We start from the raw sequence: 22,339 nt of genomic DNA on the forward strand, positions 1-22,339 counted from the left end.
AATGCCAATTCCATTTGAATACGGTAGTGGTTTTCCAACCCTGCTCCGAAAAGAGATTAAGCGTTTTTATAAGGTTGCCTTTCAAACGGTTGCTGCCCCTGTCTTGACCGCCGTGCTGTACCTCATGATTTTTGGGCATGTTTTAGAAGGCCGCTTGGTGGTGTATGACAAGTTAACGTACACCGCGTTTCTCATTCCGGGGTTGGTCATGATGAGCGTGTTACAAAATGCATTTGCCAATACTTCTTCCTCATTAATTCAATCCAAAATTACCGGTAATTTGGTGTTTGTCTTACTGGCACCACTCACGCATCTTGAGTTTTATTCAGCCTATGTGTTAGCTGCAGTATTTCGGGGGGTTGTGGTGGGTCTGGGTGTTTTAATCATTACCCTCTTATTTGATGTGCCGGCTATGCATAACCCTTTTTGGATTATTTTGTTTGCATTCATGGGGGCCGCGATCTTGGGCGGCTTGGGATTGATTGCGGGTATTTGGGCCGATAAGTTTGATCAGTTAGCTGCCTTTCAGAACTTTTTGATCATGCCCGCCACCATGCTCTCAGGTGTGTTTTATTCGATTCATTCCTTACCAGAGATTTGGCAATTCATTTCACACCTGAACCCATTTTTTTACATGATTGATGGCTTTCGCTATGGATTTTTTGGGGTCTCGGATGTCTCCCCTTGGCTAAGCCTTGCGATCGTTAGCACTTTTTTCTTGGTCGTCTCAGGGTTGGCTCTGCGTTTACTACAATCGGGTTATAAATTACGCCATTAATGAAGGATTACGATGTTTCCTACCCCTGAGCAAGTGAAAAGCTATATCAGCGAGAAGCTCCCTTGTACGCATTTAGAGGTCGAGGGTGATGGGCAACATTTTTATGCCACCATCGTGAGCCCCGAGTTTGCAGGCAAGCGCTTGGTGCAGCGCCATCAGTTGGTCTACGCAGCCTTGGGTGATCGAATGAAGGCCGAGATTCATGCGCTCTCGATTAAAGCTTTTACGCCTGATGAGTTTACGGCTCAATAAATTATCTGAGATCAGCGTATGGATAAATTAGTGATGACAGGGGGAGCCCCCCTTAAGGGCGAGATCAATATTGCGGGTGCTAAGAATGCCGCTCTACCCATTTTGTGTGCCAGCTTATTAACGGCTGACCCGGTCGAGCTCTTTAATGTGCCTGATTTGCAAGATGTGCGCACGATGTTAAAGCTCTTGCAACAAATGGGCGTCACTTTAGAGTTTCCGAATCCCAATGATCACAGCCATTTGATTTTGCAAGCCGGAACGATTTCAAGCCCTGAGGCACCCTATGAGTTAGTAAAAACCATGCGGGCATCGATTTTGGTTTTGGGCCCTCTTTTGGCGCGGATGGGACGTGCAACCGTATCGCTACCCGGGGGCTGTGCAATTGGCGCACGACCGGTAGATCAGCACATCAAAGGTTTGAAGGCGATGGGGGCGAGCATCCAAATTCGTAAGGGCTTTATCGTCGCGAAGATTGCAGAGCCCAATACTCGCTTACAGGGTAATGCGATCCTGACCGACATGATTACCGTGACCGGTACTGAAAATCTTTTAATGGCGGCTTGCCTTGCAGAAGGAGCGACAATTTTAGAAAACGCGGCGCGTGAACCCGAGGTCGGTGATTTGGCAGAACTTTTGGTCAAGATGGGTGCAAAGATCAGTGGCATTGGTAGTGATCGCCTCGTGATCGAGGGGGTTCCCGCCTTACACGGAGCAAGTCATCATGTGATTGCAGATCGTATTGAGACCGGCACCTTCTTATGTGCAGTAGCAGCCACCGGTGGTGAGATTGTTCTGAAGAACTGCCGACCAGATACCTTAGATGCTGTCTTAGTAAAGCTTAAAGAGGCGGGTCTCAAAATGAAAAAGGGTGCCGATTGGATTTCTGCATCGATGAATGGTCGTCCAAAGCCAGTGACCTTTCGGACCTCCGAGTACCCGGCTTTTCCAACCGATATGCAAGCGCAGTTTATGGCGCTCAATGCCATTGCCGGGGGTAGCTCACGCATCACCGAGACCATTTTTGAGAACCGTTTTATGCATGTGCAAGAGCTCAATCGCTTAGGGGCCGATATTTCAATCGAGGGCAATACCGCGATTGTGGAGGGTGTTGATAAGCTCTCGGGTGCAACGGTGATGGCGACCGATTTGCGTGCCTCCGCAAGCCTTGTGATTGCTGGCTTAGCGGCTCAAGGTGAGACCCAAGTGGATCGGATTTATCACCTTGATCGTGGTTACGATCGTATGGAGCAGAAATTGACCCAACTTGGCGCAAACATCCGCCGCATGAAATAATGGGTCATTATGTTGACTTTAGCTTTGTCCAAAGGACGCATCTTTGAAGAAACCGCCCCTGTTTTAGCAAAGGTGGGTATTCGTCCGCTTGAAGATCCTGAGCAATCCCGTAAGTTAATTATTCCGACCTCTAATCCAGAGCTGCAAATCATCATTGTCCGTGCATCGGACGTACCCACCTATGTGCAATTTGGTGCAGCGGATTTTGGCGTTGCGGGTCAAGACGTTCTGTTAGAAAAAGGCAGCGACGGTTTATACATCCCGATTGATTTAGGAATCGCGCGTTGTCGGATGGCAGTGGCTGTCAAAAATGGCTTTGATTATGCAGCGGCGGTACGCCAGGGATCGCGTTTGCGGGTGGCCACCAAGTATGTCAACTGCGCCCGTGAGCACTTTGCTAATAAGGGCGTGCATATCGATACGATTCATTTATATGGATCGATGGAGTTAGCTCCCTTAGTGGGCTTAGCCGATGCGATTGTGGATTTGGTATCCACCGGCAACACCTTGCGTGCCAATAACCTAGTCGAGGTCGAGTCCATTACCGATATCAGTGCACGCTTAATCGTGAATCAAGCATCATTTAAGCGTAAGCGCGCTCAATTGCAAAAGATCCTGAGTATTTGGCAGCCATGAGTGTCAAGATTCGACGCCTGACCAGCCGTGATGATGGCTTTGAAAAGACCTTGCTGTCTAGCTTGTCCATTCCATCAGCCGACGATCAAGCCATTGATCAGATTGTGCTTGGGATTTTGGAGCGCATTGAGCGCGAGGGCGATGCGGCACTGTTGCAATATACCCAGCAGTTTGATCGCTTAGCAGTTAATCAGGTTGGTGATCTTGAGATTACCTCTGCTGATTTGGCTGCGGCTTATCAATCTCTAGCGCAAGAGCAAGCAAGCGCATTACGAGCAGCGGCCGAGCGAGTACACGCCTATCACGAGCGCCAGAAGATAGAAACTGGTTGCCACTCCTGGGAGTACACCGAGAGCAATGGTACGCGCTTAGGTCAAAAAATTACACCCTTGGATCGTGTTGGTATTTATGTGCCTGGCGGTAAGGCGGCTTATCCATCTTCTGTGCTGATGAATGCCATTCCTGCCAAGGTTGCTGGGGTTGGTGAGATTGTGATGGTGGTGCCTACGCCCGATGGTGCGCGCAATCCCTTGGTACTAGCAGCCGCTCATCTGGCAGGAGCAGATCGGGTCTTTACGATTGGTGGAGCACAGGCGGTTGGCGCATTAGCGTATGGAACCCAAACGGTGCCGGCGGTCGATAAGATCGTAGGTCCCGGTAATGCCTATGTAGCAGCCGCCAAGCGTCGAGTATTTGGTCGAGTGGGGATCGATATGATTGCAGGCCCCTCCGAGATCTTGGTATTGTGCGATGGTTCTACCGATCCAGACTGGATTGCGATGGATTTGTTTTCGCAGGCCGAGCACGATGAGCTCGCCCAATCGATTTTGCTCTGTCCTGACGAAGAGTTCATTGATCGAGTTGATGCGAGTATTCAGAAGCTATTGCCGCAAATGCCTAGAGAGAAAGTAATCCGCGCATCCCTACAAAATCGAGCACTATTGATTGAGGTTGACGATATGGCGCAGGCTTGCCAGATTGCTAATTTGATTGCGGCTGAGCACCTAGAGATCTGTGCAAATAATGCCGATCAATGGGCAGCGCAGATTCGGCATGCAGGCGCTATTTTTATGGGCTCTTACACCAGTGAGTCATTGGGTGATTATTGTGCTGGACCTAATCACGTTTTACCTACTGCACGGACGGCGCGGTTTTCTTCACCCTTGGGTGTTTATGACTTTATTAAGCGCTCGAGCCTCATTGAGGTGAGTGAGGCGGGCGCACAAACTTTAGGCCCCATCGCCAGTACCTTAGCGCATGGCGAGGGTTTGCAGGCGCATGCGCGTGCAGCCGAGATGCGGCTCACGAAAAAATAATTAGCGTAGTATTAAAAGTATTACGAGACGATGTCGCGTAGGGCATCGATGAGAATATTCATTTGCTCATTCGTGCCAATCGTAATGCGAAGGTAGTTCTTAATCCGTGGTGTTTTAAAGTGGCGCACGATGATGCCGCGCTCACGTAAAGCTAAATACAATTTTTCGCCATCGTGCTTTGGGTGCTGGGTAAAGACAAAGTTAGCGCTTGAGGGAAGGGTATCAAAGCCCAGAGTCTTTAAGCTTTCGATACAGGCGGCTCGAGTCTTCATCACCTCTTGAGTGATTGCATCAAGATGCGCCTGATCTTCAATCGCGGCAATCGCACCGGCTTGCGCTAATTGACCTAAGGGGTAGGAGTTAAAACTATTCTTCACGCGTTCTAGTCCCGTAATTAAGTCGGGGTGACCTAAAGCGTAACCAACTCGCAGTCCTGCCAAGGCCCTCGATTTTGAGAGCGTGTGGGTGATCAGAAGATTGGGATAGTGTTTGTGTAAGAGTGGTATACACGATTCGGTGCCGTAATCCACATAGGCCTCATCAATCACCACCACGCTTTGGGTATTGATTTTTAGAAACCCTTCAATTGCTGCGCGCGGTAGAGCGCGACCGGTGGGCGCATTTGGGTTCGGAAAGATGACCCCACCATTACAACCTAACTGATTTGTTTTCTGAATGTAGTCATCCAAGTGAATGGCAAATTGACTATCGAGCGCAATCGTTTGGTAGTCAATCCCAAACAGTTGGCAATAGACGGGGTAAAAGCTGTAGGTGATATCGGGAAAGAGAAGGGGCTTTGGGTGTTTGAGAAGTCCCAAGAACACATGGGCGAGTACTTCATCCGAGCCATTGCCCACAAATACCTGATTGGGTTCTAGCCCATAGTGCTTGGCGACCGCTTCTTTGAGAGCCTTGGCATCCGGATCGGGATAAAGCCGCAAGCCCTCGTGATTACTTGCAGCAATTGCTGCTAAGGCTTTGGGCGAGGGCCCATAGGGGCTCTCATTGGTATTGAGTTTGACAAGTTTCTGGTGTTTGGGCTGCTCCCCAGGAACGTAAGGGCTTAAGTTCTGCAGATCGGGGTTCCAAAAGAGGCTCATCGCAATGGGGTCCAAAGAGTAACAATGAAAAACTGGTGAAGTGATTGATTTTGAATGACAAATGATATTATGAACGCTTAAGACTTATTATTTTTATTCACACACCATGCGCCAAGCAGATGTCAGTCGTAATACCTCAGAGACAAAGATCCAAATTACGTTGAACTTGGATGGTACCGGCAAAGCGGATTTGAACTCCGGGGTGCCGTTTTTAGATCATATGCTCGATCAAATTGCCCGTCACGGCATGATCGATCTCAAGGTGCATGCCCAGGGTGATACTCATATTGACGATCACCACACCGTGGAGGATGTCGGTATTACTTTGGGCCAAGCGATTGCGAAAGCGGTTGGCGATAAAGCGGGTATTACACGTTATGGCCACTCCTATGTACCGCTCGATGAGACCTTGTCGCGCGTTGTGATAGATTTCTCCGGTCGGCCAGGCTTGGAGTTCAACGTACCCTTTACCCGTGCGCGGGTGGGTGACTTTGATGTGGATTTGAGCATCGAGTTCTTCCGTGGTTTTGTAAACCACGCCGGCGTAACCTTGCACATCGATAACATTCGCGGTGTGAATGCGCATCACCAGATTGAGACCGTATTTAAGGCTTTTGGGCGTGCACTGCGTATGGCCTTGAGTATCGATCCACGTTCACCCCATGCGGTGCCATCCACTAAGGGAAGTTTGTAAGACACACTTCTTTTACCAACAGATTATTGAGATCGCGATGCACATCGCTATTGTTGATTATGGAATGGGTAATTTGCGCTCAGTCTCGCAGGCTCTGCAGCATGTGGCTCCAGAGTGCAAGATTGCGATTGCGAGCGATCCTGCCGAAATCTTGCGTTCAGACCGTGTGGTTTTGCCTGGACAGGGCGCCATGCCCGATTGCATGAAGCAACTCCGTTCTTCAGGTCTCATGGATGCAGTGATGCAGTCGGTGCGTGAGAAGCCACTTTTTGGTATCTGTGTGGGCGAGCAAATGCTTTTTGAAGAGAGCGAAGAGCGCAAACCAGGAGTAACGACCAATACGGCGTGCCTTGCCTTAATGCCAGGGAAGGTAAAACGCTTTCATTTGTCTGGCACGCAAGAAGATGGTTCGGAGTTTAAGATCCCGCATATGGGATGGAATCAGGTTCGCCAAGACCGTGATCACCCGATGTGGCATGGTATCCCTGATATGACGAGTTTTTACTTCGTGCACAGTTATTATGTCGAGGTGGCTAACCCAGAAGATACTGTAGGATCAACGAATTACGGCGGGTGGTTTACATCGGCCGTGGCTCGCGATACTATTTTTGCTACGCAGTTCCATCCCGAGAAAAGTGCTCAATACGGACTTAAGCTCTATCAAAACTTTGTCGCCTGGCGACCCTGATTGATTTCAACAAGATGATCTTATGTTGTTAATACCTGCCATTGATATTAAAGACGGACACTGTGTGCGTCTTGAGCAAGGTGATATGAACCGTAGCACCGTGTTCTCCGAAGATCCTGCGGCGATGGCCAAGCATTGGTTGAGTAAAGGCGCGCGCCGTTTGCATTTGGTTGACCTCAACGGCGCCTTCGCGGGCAAGCCCAAGAATGAGGCTGCAATCAAATCGATTCTGAAAGCAGTGGGCGATGACATTCCCGTGCAATTAGGTGGCGGTATCCGCGATCTAGAAACGATTGAGCGCTTACTCGATGATGGCATTAGCACCATCATCATAGGTACCGCTGCGGTGAAGAACCCCGGATTTTTACAAGATGCGTGTACTGCATTTGCCGGCCACATCATGGTGGGCTTAGATGCTAAAGATGGTAAGGTCGCCACCGACGGTTGGAGTAAGTTAACCGGTCATGAAGTGATCGATCTTGCAAAGAAGTTTGAGGACTACGGCGCTGAGGCTATTATCTACACCGATATCGGGCGTGACGGCATGCTCAAGGGTATCAATCTAGAGGCAACGGTGAAGCTTGCGCAATCGGTGCGTATTCCGGTGATTGCAAGCGGCGGTCTCTCGAGCAAGAAAGATATTGAGGCGCTCTGTGCAGTTGAAGACGAGGGCGTCATGGGCGTGATCGCAGGGCGTTCCATTTACACCGGCGATATTGATCTCACTGAGGCACAACAGTACGCTGACCAACTCAGCAAAGCCAAGTAGGCAAACGATGCTGACCAAACGTATTATTCCTTGCCTCGATGTCACTGCAGGCAGGGTTGTTAAAGGAATTAATTTTGTTGGCTTGCAAGACGCTGGAGATCCGGTGGAGGTTGCAGAGCGTTATAACGAGCAAGGTGCTGATGAACTCACATTTCTAGATATCACTGCAACATCGGATGGCCGTGATCTGATTTTGCCCATCATTGAAGCGGTGGCATCGAAGGTATTTATTCCTTTGACGGTGGGCGGTGGAGTGCGCGCCACTCAGGACGTGCGTCGCTTACTGAATGCTGGCGCTGATAAGGTGAGCATGAACTCCTCAGCAGTTGCCAATCCAGATTTGGTCTCGGATGCGTCCGCGCATTATGGCTCGCAATGCATCGTGGTAGCGATTGATGCCAAGCAAACCGCCCCCAAGCGTTGGGAGGTATTCACGCATGGTGGGCGTAAAGGCACGGGTATCGATGCCATCGAGTGGGCCAAGGAAGTTGCAAAGCGCGGCGCCGGTGAGATCTTGCTCACCAGCATGGATCGCGATGGCACCAAGGATGGGTTTGATCTGGAACTCACCGCTGCGGTAAGTAAAGCAGTACCTGTGCCTGTGATTGCGTCTGGTGGAGTGGGCGGCTTGCAAGATCTAGTCGATGGCATCCAAATTGGGAGAGCCGATGCGGTGCTGGCAGCAAGTATCTTTCATTACGGACAGCACAGCGTGCAAGAGGCTAAGCACTATATGGCAGAGCAAGGAATTGCGATTAGACTCTAATCATTATGACCAAGGCTAAATTTACAAAGATATCGGGTTTGCAAGCTGGTCCATGGCTTGATCGCATTGCTTGGAACGAGCAAGGTTTGGTGCCCGTGATTGCTCAAGAGGCTTCATCGGGTGATGTATTGATGATGGCTTGGATGAATCAAGCGTCTCTACTGCAAACCTTGCAAAAGGGTGAGGCGGTCTACTGGTCACGCTCACGAAACAAGCTGTGGCATAAAGGTGAAGAGTCGGGTCATACGCAAACCGTGCGAGAGATTCGGTTGGATTGCGATGGCGATACGCTTTTACTGATCGTGGATCAAAAAGACGGAATTGCTTGCCATACGGGCAGACACAGTTGCTTTTTTAACGAGTGGGACTCGGTAGCGAGCAATTGGGTCGATACAATGAAACCATGAGTAGCCCGAGTCAATTCAACCAAAACCTCAACCTCGATTCCATCTTGGCGCATCTGGCCGATGTGGTCGATAGCCGTCGTGCTGATTTAGCGAGTGGCAAGATCGATGCCGGAAGTTCATACATCGCTCAGTTATTTACTAAGGGTGACGATGCGATTCTGAAGAAGATTGGGGAAGAGGCGACCGAGACCGTGATGGCGGCCAAGGATTCTCGCCAGAATCAGCTTGATCCCAAATACCAACAGTTATTGGTGGGCGAGATGGCTGACTTATGGTTTCACTGCCTGGTGGCGCTCTCAAAGTTCAATTTGCGTCCCGAAGATGTACTAGCCGAACTCAAGCGTCGCGAGGGCACTTCGGGTATTACCGAGAAGGCCAGTCGTAAAACGTAGTGCTTACCCCCAATTTGCCCGTTTTTGGGCTTAATTCAGGTAAGATGCCTGCCTATGAAACACCCAAGCTATGACCCAAACTGCATTTTTTGCAAGATTGTTGCAGGGGAAATTCCTTGCCAAAAGGTCTACGAGGATGATGAAATCCTGGCGTTTAAGGACATTAATCCGGCTGCCCCAGTCCATTTATTGCTGATTCCCAAGAAACACATACCAATGTTGGAGTCAGCGACTGCCCACGATGCGCCATTGCTGGGTAGAATGTTGGAATTAGCCCCGCGTTTAGCTTCCCAAGAAGGATGTCGCCCTGGTAAAGAGGGGGGATTTCGGGTGATGGTGAACAATGGCGCGGATGGGGGTCAGGAGGTTTATCACTTGCATTTGCATGTGATGGGCGGGCCGCGCCCCTGGAAAAAATAATCCGAGGAGAAATTGAGATGGGCTCATTTAGTATTTGGCACTGGTTAATCGTACTGGTCATTATTTTGTTGGTCTTTGGTACCAAGAAACTCCGCAATATTGGTTCTGATCTAGGCGGTGCCGTAAAAGGCTTCAAAGATGGCATGAAAAATGGTGATGAAGCCAAGACCGAACAGATTCAGTCGCAGACCCCTGCTGCTGAGAAGACTGTTGATGTGCAAGCCAAGGACGTGAACAAGTCGTAAGACCTGATCAAACAAAACACACAAACTAAATACCAGCGATGCATCGATGATTGATCTTGGTGTATCAAAGCTCGCCCTGATTGCAGTGGTGGCTTTGATTGTGGTGGGCCCCGAACGTTTACCCAAAGTTGCTCGCATGGCGGGCAATTTATTTGGGCGCGCGCAGCGTTATATGGCCGAAGTTCGTACTGAGGTCAACCGCCAAATTGAGCTCGATGAGTTCAAGAAGCTTCGTGAGGCCAGCGCCGACGCCATGCGGGAGATGGAAAGTACCCTTAATGCCACAGTCCAAGAGGCGAATGTAAACCTGAGCGATCAGGCCGAGCCTACGACCAATGAGTTTTCCAGTTCGCTCTTAGATTCTGCGCCGGATGTGACTAAGGTCTATCGAGATGCTCTGCGTCAGGGTAGGGATAGTTGGGGCGTCAAGCGCACCGCAAGACCCCTTTGGTATAAACACTCAGCGGGTGTGCGCACTCGAGTGCAATCGGGTGCAGCAAGGGTTAAGCGATTTAAACGTCCGGTATTGAGTAAGTAAAAAATCAAGAACAAAGAACAAATCACGATGTCCGATACCAAACCAGGTCAGAGCGAAGAGACTGCAAAAGAGGGCGAGGGTTTTCAAGAAACCTTCATGTCGCATCTCTTTGAGTTGCGCGATCGGGTGATCAAAGCCGCCATAGCAGTGATCATTGTTTTTCTGTCGCTTGTTTATTGGGCGCCCGATATCTTTCATCTGTTTGCCAAGCCACTTTTAGATGCCCTTCCAGCCGGGGGCAAGATGATCGTGACCGATGTAACCGGATCCTTTTTTGTGCCGATGAAGGTCACGATGTTGGTCGCCTTTTTAATTGCGCTACCGATTGTTCTCTATCAAATGTGGGCCTTTATCGCCCCAGGTCTCTACACCCATGAGAGAAAACTAATCCTTCCATTAGTAGTAAGCAGTTACTCACTATTTTTGGTTGGTATGTCCTTTGCCTATTTCCTGGTTTTCCCAACCGTCTTCCAGTTCATGGCGAGCTATAACGCACCCCTGGGTGCCGATATGTCGACTGATATTGATAAATACCTAAGCTTTGCGATGTCGACCTTTTTGGCCTTTGGGATCACCTTTGAGGTCCCGGTGGTGGTGGTTGTTTTAGTCAAGATGGGGATTGTGAGCCTAGAAAAGTTAAAAGAGATTCGACCTTATGTGATTGTTGGGGCCTTTGTGATTGCCGCGATTGTGACCCCACCGGACGTCTTATCCCAGCTCTTTTTGGCCATTCCCATGTGCCTTCTCTACGAGCTGGGGCTATTTATTGCTCGTTTCTACCTACCCAAAACCGAATCTGAAGAAGAAAAATCAGAATAATTCTGCAACTCATTGATTTAAATGGATTAAATCAATCAAAAATATCTGTTGCACCAATACAACGAATAGCCATAAAAAAGCCTCAAAAGGCTGTATTTACATACAAAAACGGGATAATTCAATGGTCTCGAAGGAATTCGGGCATTTCTTAATTTATGGAGATTTAAACAATGAAAAAATCACTATTTGCACTCGCCGCAGTCGGCGCGTTTGCTGGTGCTGCTCAAGCTCAGTCAAGCGTAACCGTATACGGTATTTTGGACGTGGGATATGTGGGTGGTAATGCCAAGGCAACCACTATTAACTCAACTGGCGGTCAAGTCAACGTAGCTGAAACAGTAAGCTTGCTTGGTCAATCTGCCCAAACAACCAGCCGTTTAGGCTTCCGCGGTACAGAAGACTTGGGTGGTGGCACCACAGCATTCTTCACCTTTGAAACTGGCCTTCAGCCAAATCAAAGCAGCCTATCGCCATTCAATAACCGTCAAGCATTTATCGGTTTGGGCCAAAAAGGCTTGGGTAACGCACGTATCGGTACTCAATACACCCCAATCCACGAGGCCGTTGGCGCAACTGGTGCTAACCAATTGAATAACTTAGTGGGTGACGTGATTTATCCCCAGAACACTGGCTTGACCAACCGCGACGGCAGCGCAAGTAACGCCAACGCTGGTTACACAGTTCGTGCAAACAACATGATCCGTTTTGAGTCTGAGAGCTTCTCTGGCTTCAAAGGCAAGGCCTTTTATGTTGCCAACAACAGAAATGAAAACCAAACAGATTACCCAGCTGCTGGTGGCGCAACATCTGGTACAACGCGCTATGTTAATGGTGAAGGCTACACAGGTGGCAACACCAACAGCACAGGCTGGGGCCTTGGTTTAGACTTTGCCATTCAGAAGTTCTTGATCTCTGCTAACTATCAGTCGTTCAAAACTGAGAACAACTGGACTTATCAAGAGAATTTAGTGCCAGTAGTTACTGGTTCTGCAGCAACTGGCACCACTGATACTGCTGTAGCAGCGCGCTCTTCTGCTGCTCAATCAGGTATTTTGACCAACCTCAACGACAACCAGTGGTACGTTGGTGCGACTTATGACTTCGGTATCGTCAAGGCCTACGCTCAGTACATCAACCGTAAAGTTGAGTCTGGCTTGGATTCCAATGCGTATGCGAAGCGCACTGCTCAACAAATTGGTTTGCGTGGAAACCTAACCAAGACTGTTGAGCTCTGGGGCTCGGCTGGTATGGGACGCAATTCTAACTTTGGTTATGCCAACCCAACTGCTGACTTCACTGGATATCAGATTGGTTCCAACTACTGGTTGAGCAAGCGTACCAACTTGTATGCAATCTTTGGTGCAACCAACACATCCCAGACCTCTGGGAATACCTTGATTGTCAGCGGTACTGGTAACAACACTGCACGTGTTGGAACTAGCGCCAATGCCAATAACTACGCTGTTGGTGTGCGTCACACGTTCTAATTTGATGCTAGCTTTGGCTAGTTGAAGATTAGTTGTAGCAAATAAACCCACTGTGAAAACACAGTGGGTTTTTTTAATTAAGTTAATTCCATTTTTATAAAAAACCAAATCAATCTTCGTCTCGACAGGACAATCAGATGATTAATCCGTATTCAGAAAATTTAAAAAAAGATTTAATAACTAAGACAATCAAAACATATGAATCAAACATATAATAATCATCAGTATCGTAACTGATTAAAAAATGAATACTTAATGAATAAGAATATGATCCGGCTGTAAATTTAGCTGACAACGCTCATACATTTTCAGATAAATTGATTCAAGATTTTTAGTAAATACGGAAGTTTTAAATAAGGGCGTATTCTGAAGGTTGGTAGCTAATTTAAGCTTTATTGTTTCTAATTTCTTCGGTGTGGTAGACAAATCAATAGCCATCATTTCGTATTCTTCAGGGCTATGAGCAATGAGCTCTGGCAGTCCAATGGTATTCAATAAACTTGCGGCTACGCGACTTGCAAATGACTGGCCTAAGAGTGTAAGCACAGGAACTCCTGACTTAAGAGAGTCGACAGCAGTAGTGTGGGCACCGTATGGGTGAGTATCTAAAAATAAGTCAGCCAAGGCATATCTAGCTAAGTAGTCACCCATGGAATCGAGACGGCTAGCAAAAATAATTCTTGATGGATTAATCTTTCGCTTTTCGAACTCACTTTTTATATTCATATTGAATTCATTGTTGTTTTCTGAAATCCACAATACGCTATTCTCTACTGCAAGTAAAATTCTTGACCAGCGATCTAATACAGAAGGATTAAATTTAAAATCATTATTAAAGCAACAGAAGATAAAATTATCTTGTGGCAATCCACATTCTTCCTTTGAGAATATTTTTCCTGATGGAATTCGGTTGGAGTCATCCACTATATAGCTATTTGGAAGATATGCTACCTTTTCAGAATAAAAACGTTCATGAGACCTCGGAATAACCGTTTGGTCGGCAATTATGTAGTCGATAAAATTTGAACCAGAAGACCCTGGATACCCTAACCAGTTAACCTGTATAGGTGCGGCTCGAAAGGAAAATATTCCAGTTCTCGAGTGTTGGGTAAAACCTGCTAGATCAATGGCAATATCAACTCCAAGATTTCGCGTTAACAGAGCGGTTTCAAGGTCGGAAAGATTATCAATCTCGATAAATTCATCAAAAGCTCTTTTAAGACGTGCTCTCATTGGGTCATCGGGAGGAGCTTTTTGTAAAGAAAATGCAAATACCTCAAACCGATTGCGATCATGTTTTTCAAACAGCTCAGCAGTTAAATAAGAAACAGGGTGGCTACGAAAATCAGGAGAAAAATAAGCAATCCTAATTTTTTCTTTTTTATTGTGCTGAGAAATTATCCCCAAAGGAAAGTTTTCAGGAAAGTTATGTTCTGAAAAAATTTTGCTAGTTTGCTTATGTAGCAGGGGATCATCACTCAGAGAGAGTAATACAAAAGGGCTAATTACTTTTTCATCCGAAATAATTTTTTGATAAATATATTTGAGAAAATCAGAGTAATCAGACCAGTTACCAATTTTCATTTTTGCATGAATAAGATATCCATGCACCCAATAAATATCAGGTCTTAAATTCAGTGCCTTGCTATAGCAATCAATTGCCTCCCGATAGCACTTGAGCTCATTTAGAGCCACACCCTTGTTGAGCCAAGCTGCAGCATTATGAGGGTTAAGATCCAAAGACTTGTTGTGATGGGCTATTGCATCATCAATTTGATTAAGCTCAAGTAAAGTATTTCCTATGCAAGAATATACTTCAGCATAATTAGGATTAAGTTTAAGGGCTTGGTGGTAATATGCAATGGCTTCATCAAAGCGCTTTAACTCATTGAGCACATTTCCCTTGTTTGCATATCCCTTTGCGTAATCCGGCTTCAAACTAAGGGCCTTATCGTAATGAGTGATCGCTTCTTCAAATCGCTTGAGTTCCTGTAGGGCGTTACCTTTATTAGACCAAGCTTCTGCGTAGTCTGGTTTTAAACTAAGGGCCTTATCGTAATGAGTGATCGCTTCTTCAAATCGCTTGAGTTCCTGTAGGGCGTTACCTTTATTAGACCAAGCTTCTGCGTAGTCTGGTTTTAAACTAAGGGCCTTATCGTAATGAGTGATCGCTTCTTCAAATCGCTTGAGTTCCTGTAGGGCATTACCTGCATTAGACCAAGCCTCAAAGAAATTGGGTTCAAATTTAATTGCTCTTTTATACGCATCAAGAGCATTCTCATAATCTTTAAGTCCAAGATATGTATTGCCGAGACTACTCAGAGTTAAGGGATTTTTTGGCAGGATTCGTAGAGAATCATTTAGGAATTTGAGTGCATCTGGATAGTTGCCGCGCTGTGCATAAACGATGCCCAAGAGTCCTAAAACATGTGGATTATGAGCTTGTAATTTTGATGCTTGTTTTAAATAAAGCTCAGCAGAATCCAAATTTGAATTTCCAAGTGACTCAAGCGCTTTGTTTAAAAGGAAGTGAACTTGAGGATTCATTATGAAAATTTATAGTAGATATTCTGATAAGAATTTAACAAGGGAAACTCACTATTTAATGGATTACTTGACACTAAGAGAATGGTTAATCATGAAAGCCTCAAACGCTTTAATTGGCTCAATATCCTCATAGAGAGTTGACTTTCGTTCAATTATTTTATCTTTAACATTTTTACGGAACGAATAATCTTGGCACAGCCTTACTGCTAACTGAATATATTCTGCTGAATCTTTTGCTACCAGTTCTGTAAGTCCAATGCGTTTCAATATCCCACTCCCAAGCCTGCCGCGCAAGAAATTACCATCATGGCTAACTACTGGCAGATTGCATCCGATAGCTTGGATAGCAGTATTAAATCCAGAGAAATGAAGGGTATCAAGCATCGCCGTCGAAGACTTCAATAAACCATGAAACTCACGCGCGTCTAGCCATGGCATGAATGAAATAAACCCTTTTGAATCAAGACCATGTTTGCTGAATTCATTTTCAAGACGATTGCTCAAAACACTGGCCAGCGGGTCTTCAAGGTTAAAAAACACAAATTTACAAGCACCCAACCGTTTAGCTATATCAGCAAAAATCCAATCGCTATCTGGTTGATATTTATAGGGCGTTCCTGGACAGATGAGGACTGGGATATCGGAGGGAAATTGGGACAGAGGCTGAGCCTTTGTAGATTGAATATTAACTGGGTCAACGTAGTACGAGCCAAGATTCGGTAATTGAACTAGCTTTTCAGAATAATAATTAGTGGCATTTGGGGGCTCAAAAAGCTCAGAGGACACATAGTAGTCAATTGTGGGCAAGCCACTTGACTCCGGATGTCCCCATCCAACTAGCTGTGTAGGAGAGAGCCTCAAACTTGCAAGTTGAGTGGTTAGTTGATCCATGCCAATTTCGGGGTAGAACAAAAAATCAATTTTTTTGTTAACAATTTCTTGGGCAAAAGCATTTATGTCGTGAGAATAAATGGTGAAAGAATCCGAATTTTCTCTAGCAAAATCTGTTTCCTTATCACAATAGGGGTTGGTGCTAAAAAGATGAATCTCAAAGGCCTCCCTATTTAAATTTTTAATCATTCCCTTAGTGAGTGCATGCCAAACAGAATGATTTCTGAAATGACTGCTGACGATTCCAAGCCTAATTTTTAACCTGGGAGTGTTTTGTTCGGGGCTTGACTGAATAGAAACTGCTTTACCCATCAATTTTGAGCAGAGATCTCCATATTCAGACAGGATATTCTTGTTATTGAAATTGTGATAAGCGAGGTAAAAAGGTTGAGTTGACGCAACAATCTCAATGATTTCATTTGACTTAAGATTTACGTCACTTAACAAGCTGTTTTTGAGTTTTATAAATTCAGTGGTGAAAATTTCTCTAATTGAATTGACATCATTTTTCGCACCCAAAATAGAGGGAATGATGGCAAATACTTTTGACCACTGCGCCAACCTAAAATTCGGATCGTGCCTTAGGGCAAGATCAAAAAATAATTGAGCCTTATCATTTTGTGCTAAGCCAACGTGCGCAGCACCCTTGCCGTAGTATGCTTTCGAAGAGGTATCATCAATTAATAAAGCTGCATCAAAACTACTAATTGCGTTTGCAAATTTTTTTATCTTATTAAGAGTAAATGCTTTTGCTAATAATGCCTCAAAATAATTGGGATCAATGAGTAGGGCGTTATCAAATTCACGGATTGCATGTTCATCCTTATCTAAGCCAGTGAATGCAATACCTTTGCCAAAGAAAGCAACAGCAGACCGAGAGTCAATTTTTAATGTGTCATCAAACGATAAGATTGCTGACTCATATTTTTTTAGCTCATTTAGTGCGATGCCTTTATTTAATAGAGCATCAAAATTAGGTTGTATTTGAATTGACTGTTCGCATGCATTAATCGCTTCAAAGTGCCGCTTAAGCTTGATTAGAGAATTCGATTTGTTGGCGTAAGCCTCGCTATATAAAGGATTTAGTTTTATTGCTTTATCAAAAGCTATCAATGCTTCTAAATATCGCTCTAAATGATTGAGGGCAATTCCTTTGTTTGACCATGCCTCAGGAAAGCTGGGATCAATGCTTATTGCTTCGTCAAGGGATTTATTCGCCTCATCGAACTTTTTTAATTGGATGAGTAATTGACTTTTGTTGATAATACTTGCTGCATCATTCGGTTTTATTTGAATTGCTGAGTCATAACAAGCGATTGCGGTATGAAGTTTGCTTTGAAGTGAATATAAAAGTCCCAAGTTATAAAAAATTCTTTCATCATTCTTTATTTCGGTTTTTAAAGACTCGAAAATAAGCAATGCATCATTTATTTTTCCATTATTTGCACAAAGGAGGCCTAATTCAAAAACATAAGATAGCCCCTCTTTTTTTGAGATTCCCTCCAATAAAAGCTTTTGATTATTAGCAAGCTTATTTGATTTAACTAGCTCAAAGAGTTGAATAACAAATGGAGGTGGGTTTTGATTCACAAGTTTGTGCTAATTTTCTTAAAAATACTAAGCGAAGTTACTCTGCTTGCATATCGGAAATGAGTCGTTATTAGACTCACTTCTTTAAACTATCTCTAATTTCTCTTAACAGCACAATATCTTCGGGTGTTGGGGGTGCCTCTTTTGGTTCTTCTGCTCTTATTTTGTTGATGATTTTGACCATCTGGAAGATCACAAATGCGAGCAAGATGAAATTAATCAGGATGGTGATGAAGTTGCCGTAGGCAAAGATAGGGATGCCAGCCTTTTTGAGTGCATCAAAGGTTCTTGGTACGTTATCCGGTACTGTGCCAAGAACTATAAACAGGTTGGTAAAGTCAATCCTGCCCCCTAGTAGGGTAGAAATGAGGGGCATGACAATGTCATTGACCAGGGAATCGACGATTTTTCCGAAGGCGCCGCCAATGATGATACCGACCGCCAGGTCAACGACGTTGCCGCGGACCGCAAAGGCCCGGAATTCTTTCATCATCTTGGATGCCACAACTCTCTCCCTAAAAATCATGGGTTTGCTGGAAATTGACCCAAATTAAGCGGTCATTTGGCTTTTTACCTTAAAATTGGAGGTTTATGCAATTCACCCTTTAGAACCCCTTATTTGACTTAGGCACAAGGATAGATCGTACATGAGTGATACCCCAAAAATGGATAAAGACCGCCGTACTTGGCTGATTGCTACGACTGCTGTTGGTGGTTGCGGAGCCGCTGCTGTTGCATACCCATTTCTAGATAGTTTCCAACCATCCGAGCGTGCTAAGGCTGCTGGTGCCCCGGTTGAGGTCGATATCTCCGGCATGAAGCCCGATGAGATTCGGACGGTTGAGTGGCGCGGAAAGCCAGTTTGGGTCTTGCGCCGCACCCCAGAGCAAGTAGCTGAACTTCCTAAATTAGATGGCGAGCTGGCCGATCCCAAATCCTTGCGTGATCCCGCAGCTTTAACACCTCCTTATGCCCGCAATGACCACCGCTCGATTAAGCCTGAGTATTTTGTGGCAGTTGGTATTTGTTCACATTTAGGTTGCTCGCCAACAGCGAAGTTGCAAGCAGGCCCACAACCATCTTTGCCAAACGATTGGCCGGGCGGTTTCTTGTGCCCATGCCATGGTTCCACCTTTGACTTGGCTGGCCGTGTGTATAAGAACAAGCCTGCTCCAGATAACCTAGAAGTGCCTCCCCATATGTATTTGAGCGACACCAAGATTTTGATTGGTGAGGACAAGAAGTCGTAATTTATTTATCTAATTATTAGTTACTGATTTAGGAAACTAACCATGGCATTTCAAGAAATTAAAGTCCCAGAAAACGCCTCTGTTGCCCAAAAAGGCTTGGCGTGGGTGGATTCGCGTTTTCCATTGACTAAGCTCTTTAAAGAGCATATGAGCGAGTACTATGCTCCAAAGAACTTTAACTTCTGGTACTTCTTTGGCTCCTTAGCCATTGTGGTGTTGGTGATTCAGATTGTGACCGGTATTTTCCTCGTCATGAACTACAAACCCGATGCCATGAAAGCATTTGATTCGGTTGAGTACATCATGCGCGAGGTTCCCTGGGGTTGGCTGATTCGTTACATGCACTCGACTGGCGCTTCGATGTTCTTCGTAGTGGTCTACCTGCATATGTTCCGTGGCTTGATCTATGGTTCTTATCAAAAACCGCGTGAACTCATTTGGATCTTTGGTTGCACCATTTTCTTATTGCTCATGGCTGAGGCTTTCTTGGGATATCTCTTACCCTGGGGCCAAATGTCCTACTGGGGCGCTCAGGTGATTATTAATCTCTTTGCTGCTATTCCCTTAATTGGTCCAGACTTGGCTTTGTGGCTACGCGGTGATTATGTGGTGGGCGACGCAACTTTGAATCGCTTCTTCTCTTTGCACGTGATCGCTTTGCCATTAGTTCTAGTTGGCTTAGTTGCAGCTCATATCATTGCGCTACATGAAGTGGGCTCTAACAACCCTGACGGCATTGATATTAAGAACAACTTAGATGCCTCTGGTAAGCCAGTGGACGGCATTCCATTTCATCCTTACTACTCAGTGCATGACATTATGGGTCTCGGTGTGTTCCTCATGATCTTCGCCGCCATTGTGTTCTTTGCACCTGAGATGGGTGGTTACTTCTTAGAGGCGAACAATTTCATTCCGGCTGATCCTTTGCAAACGCCTTCGCACATTGCCCCGGTCTGGTATTTCACGCCGTTCTATTCAATGCTGCGTGCCACCACCACACCATTCCTAATTCCTCTGTGGATTCTGTGTGCAGTGATTTTGGGGATGGTCATTAAGAACAACAAAGACATCCGGGTGAAAGCCGTTTGCGTTGGCATTTTGGCTGCTCTTGCGGTTGGTTTTTATGTGTTTGATGCGAAGTTCTGGGGCGTGGTCATCATGGGCGGTACGGTCGTGATCCTGTTCTTCTTGCCTTGGCTCGATAAATCCCCAGTGCGATCGATCCGTTATCGCCCAGATTTTCATAAATACATTTACGGCATTTTCATTGTGAGCTTTGTGATCTTGGGTTATCTCGGCATCAAGCCACCTTCACCACTTTTTGAGAAGATCTCGCAGGTATGTACGATTTACTATCTGGCATTTTTCTTTGCCATGCCTTGGTGGAGCAAGATGGGTAAATTTAAGCCTGTGCCCGATCGCGTGACCTTTGAGGCGCACTAATCCATAAGAACAATAGAAGATATTAGGAATCCAGATGAACCATTCTCTTTATATGATCGGTGCGCTTAAGAAGTTTGTTGTAGTGGGCTTAGGTAGCTTCATGGTTAGCGCTGCATTTGCGGCTGGCAGCGACTTTCCTCTTGATAGCGCTCCTAACCGTGTAAATAACAATGCCTCTTTGCAAAATGGTGCTAAGATTTTTGTGAACTACTGCTTAGGTTGCCATTCTGCAGTGAACTTACGTTACAACCGTTTGCGTGATATTGGTTTGAGTGATCAGCAGATTAAAGACAACTTGATCTTGGGCGATCAAAAGGTAGGCGATCTGATGACTATCTCGATGAACCCTAAGGATGCTAAGGCTTGGTTTGGTAAGGTTCCACCTGATTTATCGGTTGAAGCTCGTGCCCGCGGTACCGATTGGCTCTATACCTACTTCCGTACTTATTACAAGGATGAGGAGAGTCCAACGGGTTGGAATAACATGGTCTATCCCAATGTTGGTATGCCCCATGTATTGTGGGAACTCCAGGGTGAGCGTATTGCTAAGTTTGAAGAGGTAAAAGATCCCAAGAATCCTGCCAAGACAACTAAAGTCTTCAAAGGATTTGAGCAAACCACCCCAGGATTAATGAAGCCCCAAGAATATGATGATAATATTGCGGACCTCGTTTCATTTATGTCTTGGATGGCTGAGCCTACTCAGTTACAACGTAAGCGGATCGGTGTCGTCGTCCTTCTATTCCTTGCAATCTTTACCTTGCTTGCATGGCGTCTGAACAAGGCGTACTGGAAAGACATTCGCTAAGAACTAACTTAGCGTATTTTGATTATTTGATTTGAAGGATATTTGCTTATGATGGTGTTGTACTCGGGTACCAATTGCCCATTCTCACAACGCTGCCGCCTAGTTCTCTTTGAGAAGGGTATGGATTTTGAGATTCGTGATGTAGATCTCTTCAATAAACCAGAAGATATCTCGGTCATGAACCCCTATGGCCAAGTTCCTATTTTGGTTGAGCGTGATCTGATTTTGTATGAGTCCAACATCATTAATGAGTACATTGATGAGCGCTTTCCTCATCCACAGTTAATGCCGCCCGATCCAGTGGCTCGTGCCCGTGCCCGCTTATTTCTGTTTAATTTTGAGAAAGAACTCTTTGTGCATGTGAGTGCGCTTGAGAACGAAAAGGGCAAGAGTGCTGAGAAGTTGCATGAGAAGGCCCGAATAGCAATTCGGGACCGGTTGACTCAATTAGCACCGGTATTTGTAAAGAACAAGTATATGTTGGGGGATGAGTTCTCGATGTTGGATGTGGCAATTGCTCCTCTGTTGTGGCGCCTAGAGCACTATGGTATTGATCTTTCCAGAAATGCTGCCCCACTCCTGAAATATGCTGAGCGCATTTTCAGTCGTCCTGCTTACATTGAGGCCTTGACCCCTTCTGAAAAGGTCATGCGTCGTTAATCGAAGCGTCTATGTCGCTAGCTTAAAATAGTAATATGGCTAGCGAAACTCCAAGTACCAAACCCTATCTCATCCGTGCACTGCATCAGTGGTGTACGGATTTTGGTTTTACACCGTTCTTAGCCGTTTTTGTTGATGATCGGGTTGAAGTGCCCATGGAGTTTGTCAAAAATAACGAGATTGTTCTCAACATCTCTTCAGAGGCTTGCCATCAGCTGCATATTGAGAACGATTGGATCAGTTTTCAGGCAAGGTTTGGTGGTGTACCGAAGAAAGTATTAGTGCCGGTCACGCACGTATTAGCAATCTACGCCCGAGAAAACGGCCAAGGGATGTCCTTCCCCTTTGATCCCGAGACCAAGGGTCCAGTAGATAAGGGACTTGGTAACCAAGAAGCCACCAAGACCAAGAGCGAGCGCCCTGTTTTGAAGATTGTGAAGTAAGTTAAAATCCAGTTCTAGTAGGTCAATGCCCCATTAGCTCATCTGGTAGAGCAACTGATTTGTAATCAGTAGGTGGTCTGTTCGAGTCGGACATGGGGCACCAATCA

At 45.8% G+C, this 22,339-nt stretch carries 25 protein-coding genes and 1 tRNA gene; 22 read left to right on the forward strand and 4 right to left on the reverse strand.

Annotation, left to right across the window (positions count from 1 at the left end):
* The first annotated feature begins 1 nt into the window (after position 1).
* From QUE66_RS00515 to hisD, 5 genes are read left to right on the forward strand one after another with little or no spacing between them, the layout of a single operon-like run.
* Entirely contained in the window at positions 2-778 is a 777-nt protein-coding gene (locus QUE66_RS00515) for an ABC transporter permease (RefSeq protein ID WP_286223806.1), read from the forward strand.
* A 12-nt stretch (positions 779-790) separates the two neighbouring features.
* Positions 791-1,030, forward strand: coding sequence for a BolA family protein (locus QUE66_RS00520; RefSeq protein WP_286223807.1), 240 nt, complete (start codon positions 791-793; stop codon positions 1,028-1,030).
* Positions 1,031-1,048: 18 nt separating this feature from the next.
* A complete protein-coding gene (murA, locus tag QUE66_RS00525) occupies positions 1,049-2,323 on the forward strand; it encodes a UDP-N-acetylglucosamine 1-carboxyvinyltransferase (RefSeq protein ID WP_286223808.1) in 1,275 nt (424 codons plus the stop codon).
* A gap of 9 nt (positions 2,324-2,332) precedes the next feature.
* Positions 2,333-2,959: an ATP phosphoribosyltransferase gene (hisG, locus tag QUE66_RS00530; RefSeq protein WP_286223809.1), complete on the forward strand. Its 627-nt coding sequence runs from the start codon at positions 2,333-2,335 to the stop codon at positions 2,957-2,959.
* On the forward strand, positions 2,956-4,275 hold the full coding sequence (gene hisD / locus QUE66_RS00535; protein WP_286223810.1) for a histidinol dehydrogenase: 1,320 nt from the start codon (positions 2,956-2,958) through the stop codon (positions 4,273-4,275). The genes hisG and hisD overlap by 4 nt, the downstream gene beginning before the upstream one ends.
* Before the next feature lie 20 nt (positions 4,276-4,295).
* Here the strand turns inward: hisD and hisC are convergent, their stop codons facing one another.
* On the reverse strand, positions 4,296-5,375 hold the full coding sequence (hisC, locus tag QUE66_RS00540; RefSeq protein ID WP_286223811.1) for a histidinol-phosphate transaminase: 1,080 nt from the start codon (positions 5,373-5,375) through the stop codon (positions 4,296-4,298).
* A 106-nt stretch (positions 5,376-5,481) separates the two neighbouring features.
* On the opposite strand from hisC, the gene hisB reads away from it, so the two are divergent.
* The 11 genes from hisB to QUE66_RS00595 all read left to right on the forward strand — a co-directional run bounded on the left by hisB (position 5,482) and on the right by QUE66_RS00595 (position 12,600).
* The gene (hisB, locus tag QUE66_RS00545; protein ID WP_108507634.1) at positions 5,482-6,069 is read left to right on the forward strand and encodes an imidazoleglycerol-phosphate dehydratase HisB; all 588 of its coding nucleotides are present in this window, start codon (positions 5,482-5,484) and stop codon (positions 6,067-6,069) included.
* A gap of 37 nt (positions 6,070-6,106) precedes the next feature.
* On the forward strand, positions 6,107-6,757 hold the full coding sequence (gene hisH / locus QUE66_RS00550) for an imidazole glycerol phosphate synthase subunit HisH (protein ID WP_286223812.1): 651 nt from the start codon (positions 6,107-6,109) through the stop codon (positions 6,755-6,757).
* Positions 6,758-6,779: 22 nt separating this feature from the next.
* The gene (hisA, locus tag QUE66_RS00555) at positions 6,780-7,526 is read left to right on the forward strand and encodes a 1-(5-phosphoribosyl)-5-[(5-phosphoribosylamino)methylideneamino]imidazole-4-carboxamide isomerase (RefSeq protein ID WP_286223813.1); all 747 of its coding nucleotides are present in this window, start codon (positions 6,780-6,782) and stop codon (positions 7,524-7,526) included.
* Between the two features lie 7 nt (positions 7,527-7,533).
* A complete protein-coding gene (hisF, locus tag QUE66_RS00560; RefSeq protein ID WP_286223814.1) occupies positions 7,534-8,292 on the forward strand; it encodes an imidazole glycerol phosphate synthase subunit HisF in 759 nt (252 codons plus the stop codon).
* Positions 8,293-8,297: 5 nt separating this feature from the next.
* Positions 8,298-8,699 carry a phosphoribosyl-AMP cyclohydrolase gene (gene hisI, locus QUE66_RS00565; RefSeq protein ID WP_286223815.1) on the forward strand — a complete coding sequence of 134 codons (402 nt, stop codon included), beginning with the start codon at positions 8,298-8,300 and terminating at the stop codon, positions 8,697-8,699.
* A complete protein-coding gene (locus QUE66_RS00570) occupies positions 8,696-9,091 on the forward strand; it encodes a phosphoribosyl-ATP diphosphatase (protein WP_286223816.1) in 396 nt (131 codons plus the stop codon). The genes hisI and QUE66_RS00570 overlap by 4 nt, the downstream gene beginning before the upstream one ends.
* Before the next feature lie 54 nt (positions 9,092-9,145).
* On the forward strand, positions 9,146-9,511 hold the full coding sequence (locus QUE66_RS00575) for a histidine triad nucleotide-binding protein (RefSeq protein WP_286223817.1): 366 nt from the start codon (positions 9,146-9,148) through the stop codon (positions 9,509-9,511).
* Positions 9,512-9,528: 17 nt separating this feature from the next.
* Positions 9,529-9,756 (forward strand): Sec-independent protein translocase subunit TatA, encoded by a 228-nt coding sequence (gene tatA / locus QUE66_RS00580; protein ID WP_286223818.1) that lies wholly within the window; start codon positions 9,529-9,531, stop codon positions 9,754-9,756.
* 46 nt (positions 9,757-9,802) lie between these two features.
* Entirely contained in the window at positions 9,803-10,294 is a 492-nt protein-coding gene (gene tatB, locus QUE66_RS00585; protein ID WP_286223819.1) for a Sec-independent protein translocase protein TatB, read from the forward strand.
* A gap of 27 nt (positions 10,295-10,321) precedes the next feature.
* Entirely contained in the window at positions 10,322-11,113 is a 792-nt protein-coding gene (gene tatC / locus QUE66_RS00590; protein WP_286223820.1) for a twin-arginine translocase subunit TatC, read from the forward strand.
* A gap of 170 nt (positions 11,114-11,283) precedes the next feature.
* Positions 11,284-12,600 carry a porin gene (locus tag QUE66_RS00595; RefSeq protein ID WP_286223821.1) on the forward strand — a complete coding sequence of 439 codons (1,317 nt, stop codon included), beginning with the start codon at positions 11,284-11,286 and terminating at the stop codon, positions 12,598-12,600.
* 252 nt (positions 12,601-12,852) lie between these two features.
* On the opposite strand, the gene QUE66_RS00600 is transcribed toward QUE66_RS00595, so the two are convergent.
* The 3 genes from QUE66_RS00600 to mscL all read right to left on the reverse strand — a co-directional run bounded on the left by QUE66_RS00600 (position 12,853) and on the right by mscL (position 18,121).
* Positions 12,853-15,147, reverse strand: a complete 2,295-nt coding sequence (locus QUE66_RS00600) for an O-linked N-acetylglucosamine transferase family protein (protein ID WP_286223822.1) — start codon at positions 15,145-15,147, stop codon at positions 12,853-12,855.
* Between the two features lie 63 nt (positions 15,148-15,210).
* Positions 15,211-17,628, reverse strand: coding sequence for an O-linked N-acetylglucosamine transferase family protein (locus QUE66_RS00605; RefSeq protein ID WP_286223823.1), 2,418 nt, complete (start codon positions 17,626-17,628; stop codon positions 15,211-15,213).
* 76 nt (positions 17,629-17,704) lie between these two features.
* Entirely contained in the window at positions 17,705-18,121 is a 417-nt protein-coding gene (gene mscL / locus QUE66_RS00610; RefSeq protein WP_286224685.1) for a large conductance mechanosensitive channel protein MscL, read from the reverse strand.
* Positions 18,122-18,275: 154 nt separating this feature from the next.
* Here mscL and petA point away from each other — a divergent pair, with 154 nt between their 5' ends.
* The 6 genes from petA (at position 18,276) to QUE66_RS00640 (ending at position 22,335) form a co-directional block, all read left to right on the forward strand.
* Positions 18,276-18,878, forward strand: coding sequence for a ubiquinol-cytochrome c reductase iron-sulfur subunit (gene petA / locus QUE66_RS00615; RefSeq protein ID WP_286223824.1), 603 nt, complete (start codon positions 18,276-18,278; stop codon positions 18,876-18,878).
* Positions 18,879-18,920: 42 nt separating this feature from the next.
* Positions 18,921-20,321, forward strand: coding sequence for a cytochrome b (locus QUE66_RS00620; protein ID WP_286223825.1), 1,401 nt, complete (start codon positions 18,921-18,923; stop codon positions 20,319-20,321).
* 52 nt (positions 20,322-20,373) lie between these two features.
* Positions 20,374-21,129 carry a cytochrome c1 gene (locus QUE66_RS00625; protein ID WP_458574882.1) on the forward strand — a complete coding sequence of 252 codons (756 nt, stop codon included), beginning with the start codon at positions 20,374-20,376 and terminating at the stop codon, positions 21,127-21,129.
* A gap of 48 nt (positions 21,130-21,177) precedes the next feature.
* Complete coding sequence (locus QUE66_RS00630) at positions 21,178-21,789, forward strand: glutathione S-transferase N-terminal domain-containing protein (RefSeq protein ID WP_108507650.1); 612 nt, start codon at positions 21,178-21,180, stop codon at positions 21,787-21,789.
* A 35-nt stretch (positions 21,790-21,824) separates the two neighbouring features.
* Positions 21,825-22,232: a ClpXP protease specificity-enhancing factor gene (locus tag QUE66_RS00635; RefSeq protein WP_286223826.1), complete on the forward strand. Its 408-nt coding sequence runs from the start codon at positions 21,825-21,827 to the stop codon at positions 22,230-22,232.
* 27 nt (positions 22,233-22,259) lie between these two features.
* A tRNA-Thr gene (locus tag QUE66_RS00640) sits at positions 22,260-22,335 on the forward strand.
* The last annotated feature ends 4 nt before the right edge of the window (positions 22,336-22,339 follow it).

Origin of the sequence: Polynucleobacter sp. HIN6, assembly GCF_030297575.1 — a bacterium.
Taxonomy (GTDB): domain Bacteria; phylum Pseudomonadota; class Gammaproteobacteria; order Burkholderiales; family Burkholderiaceae; genus Polynucleobacter.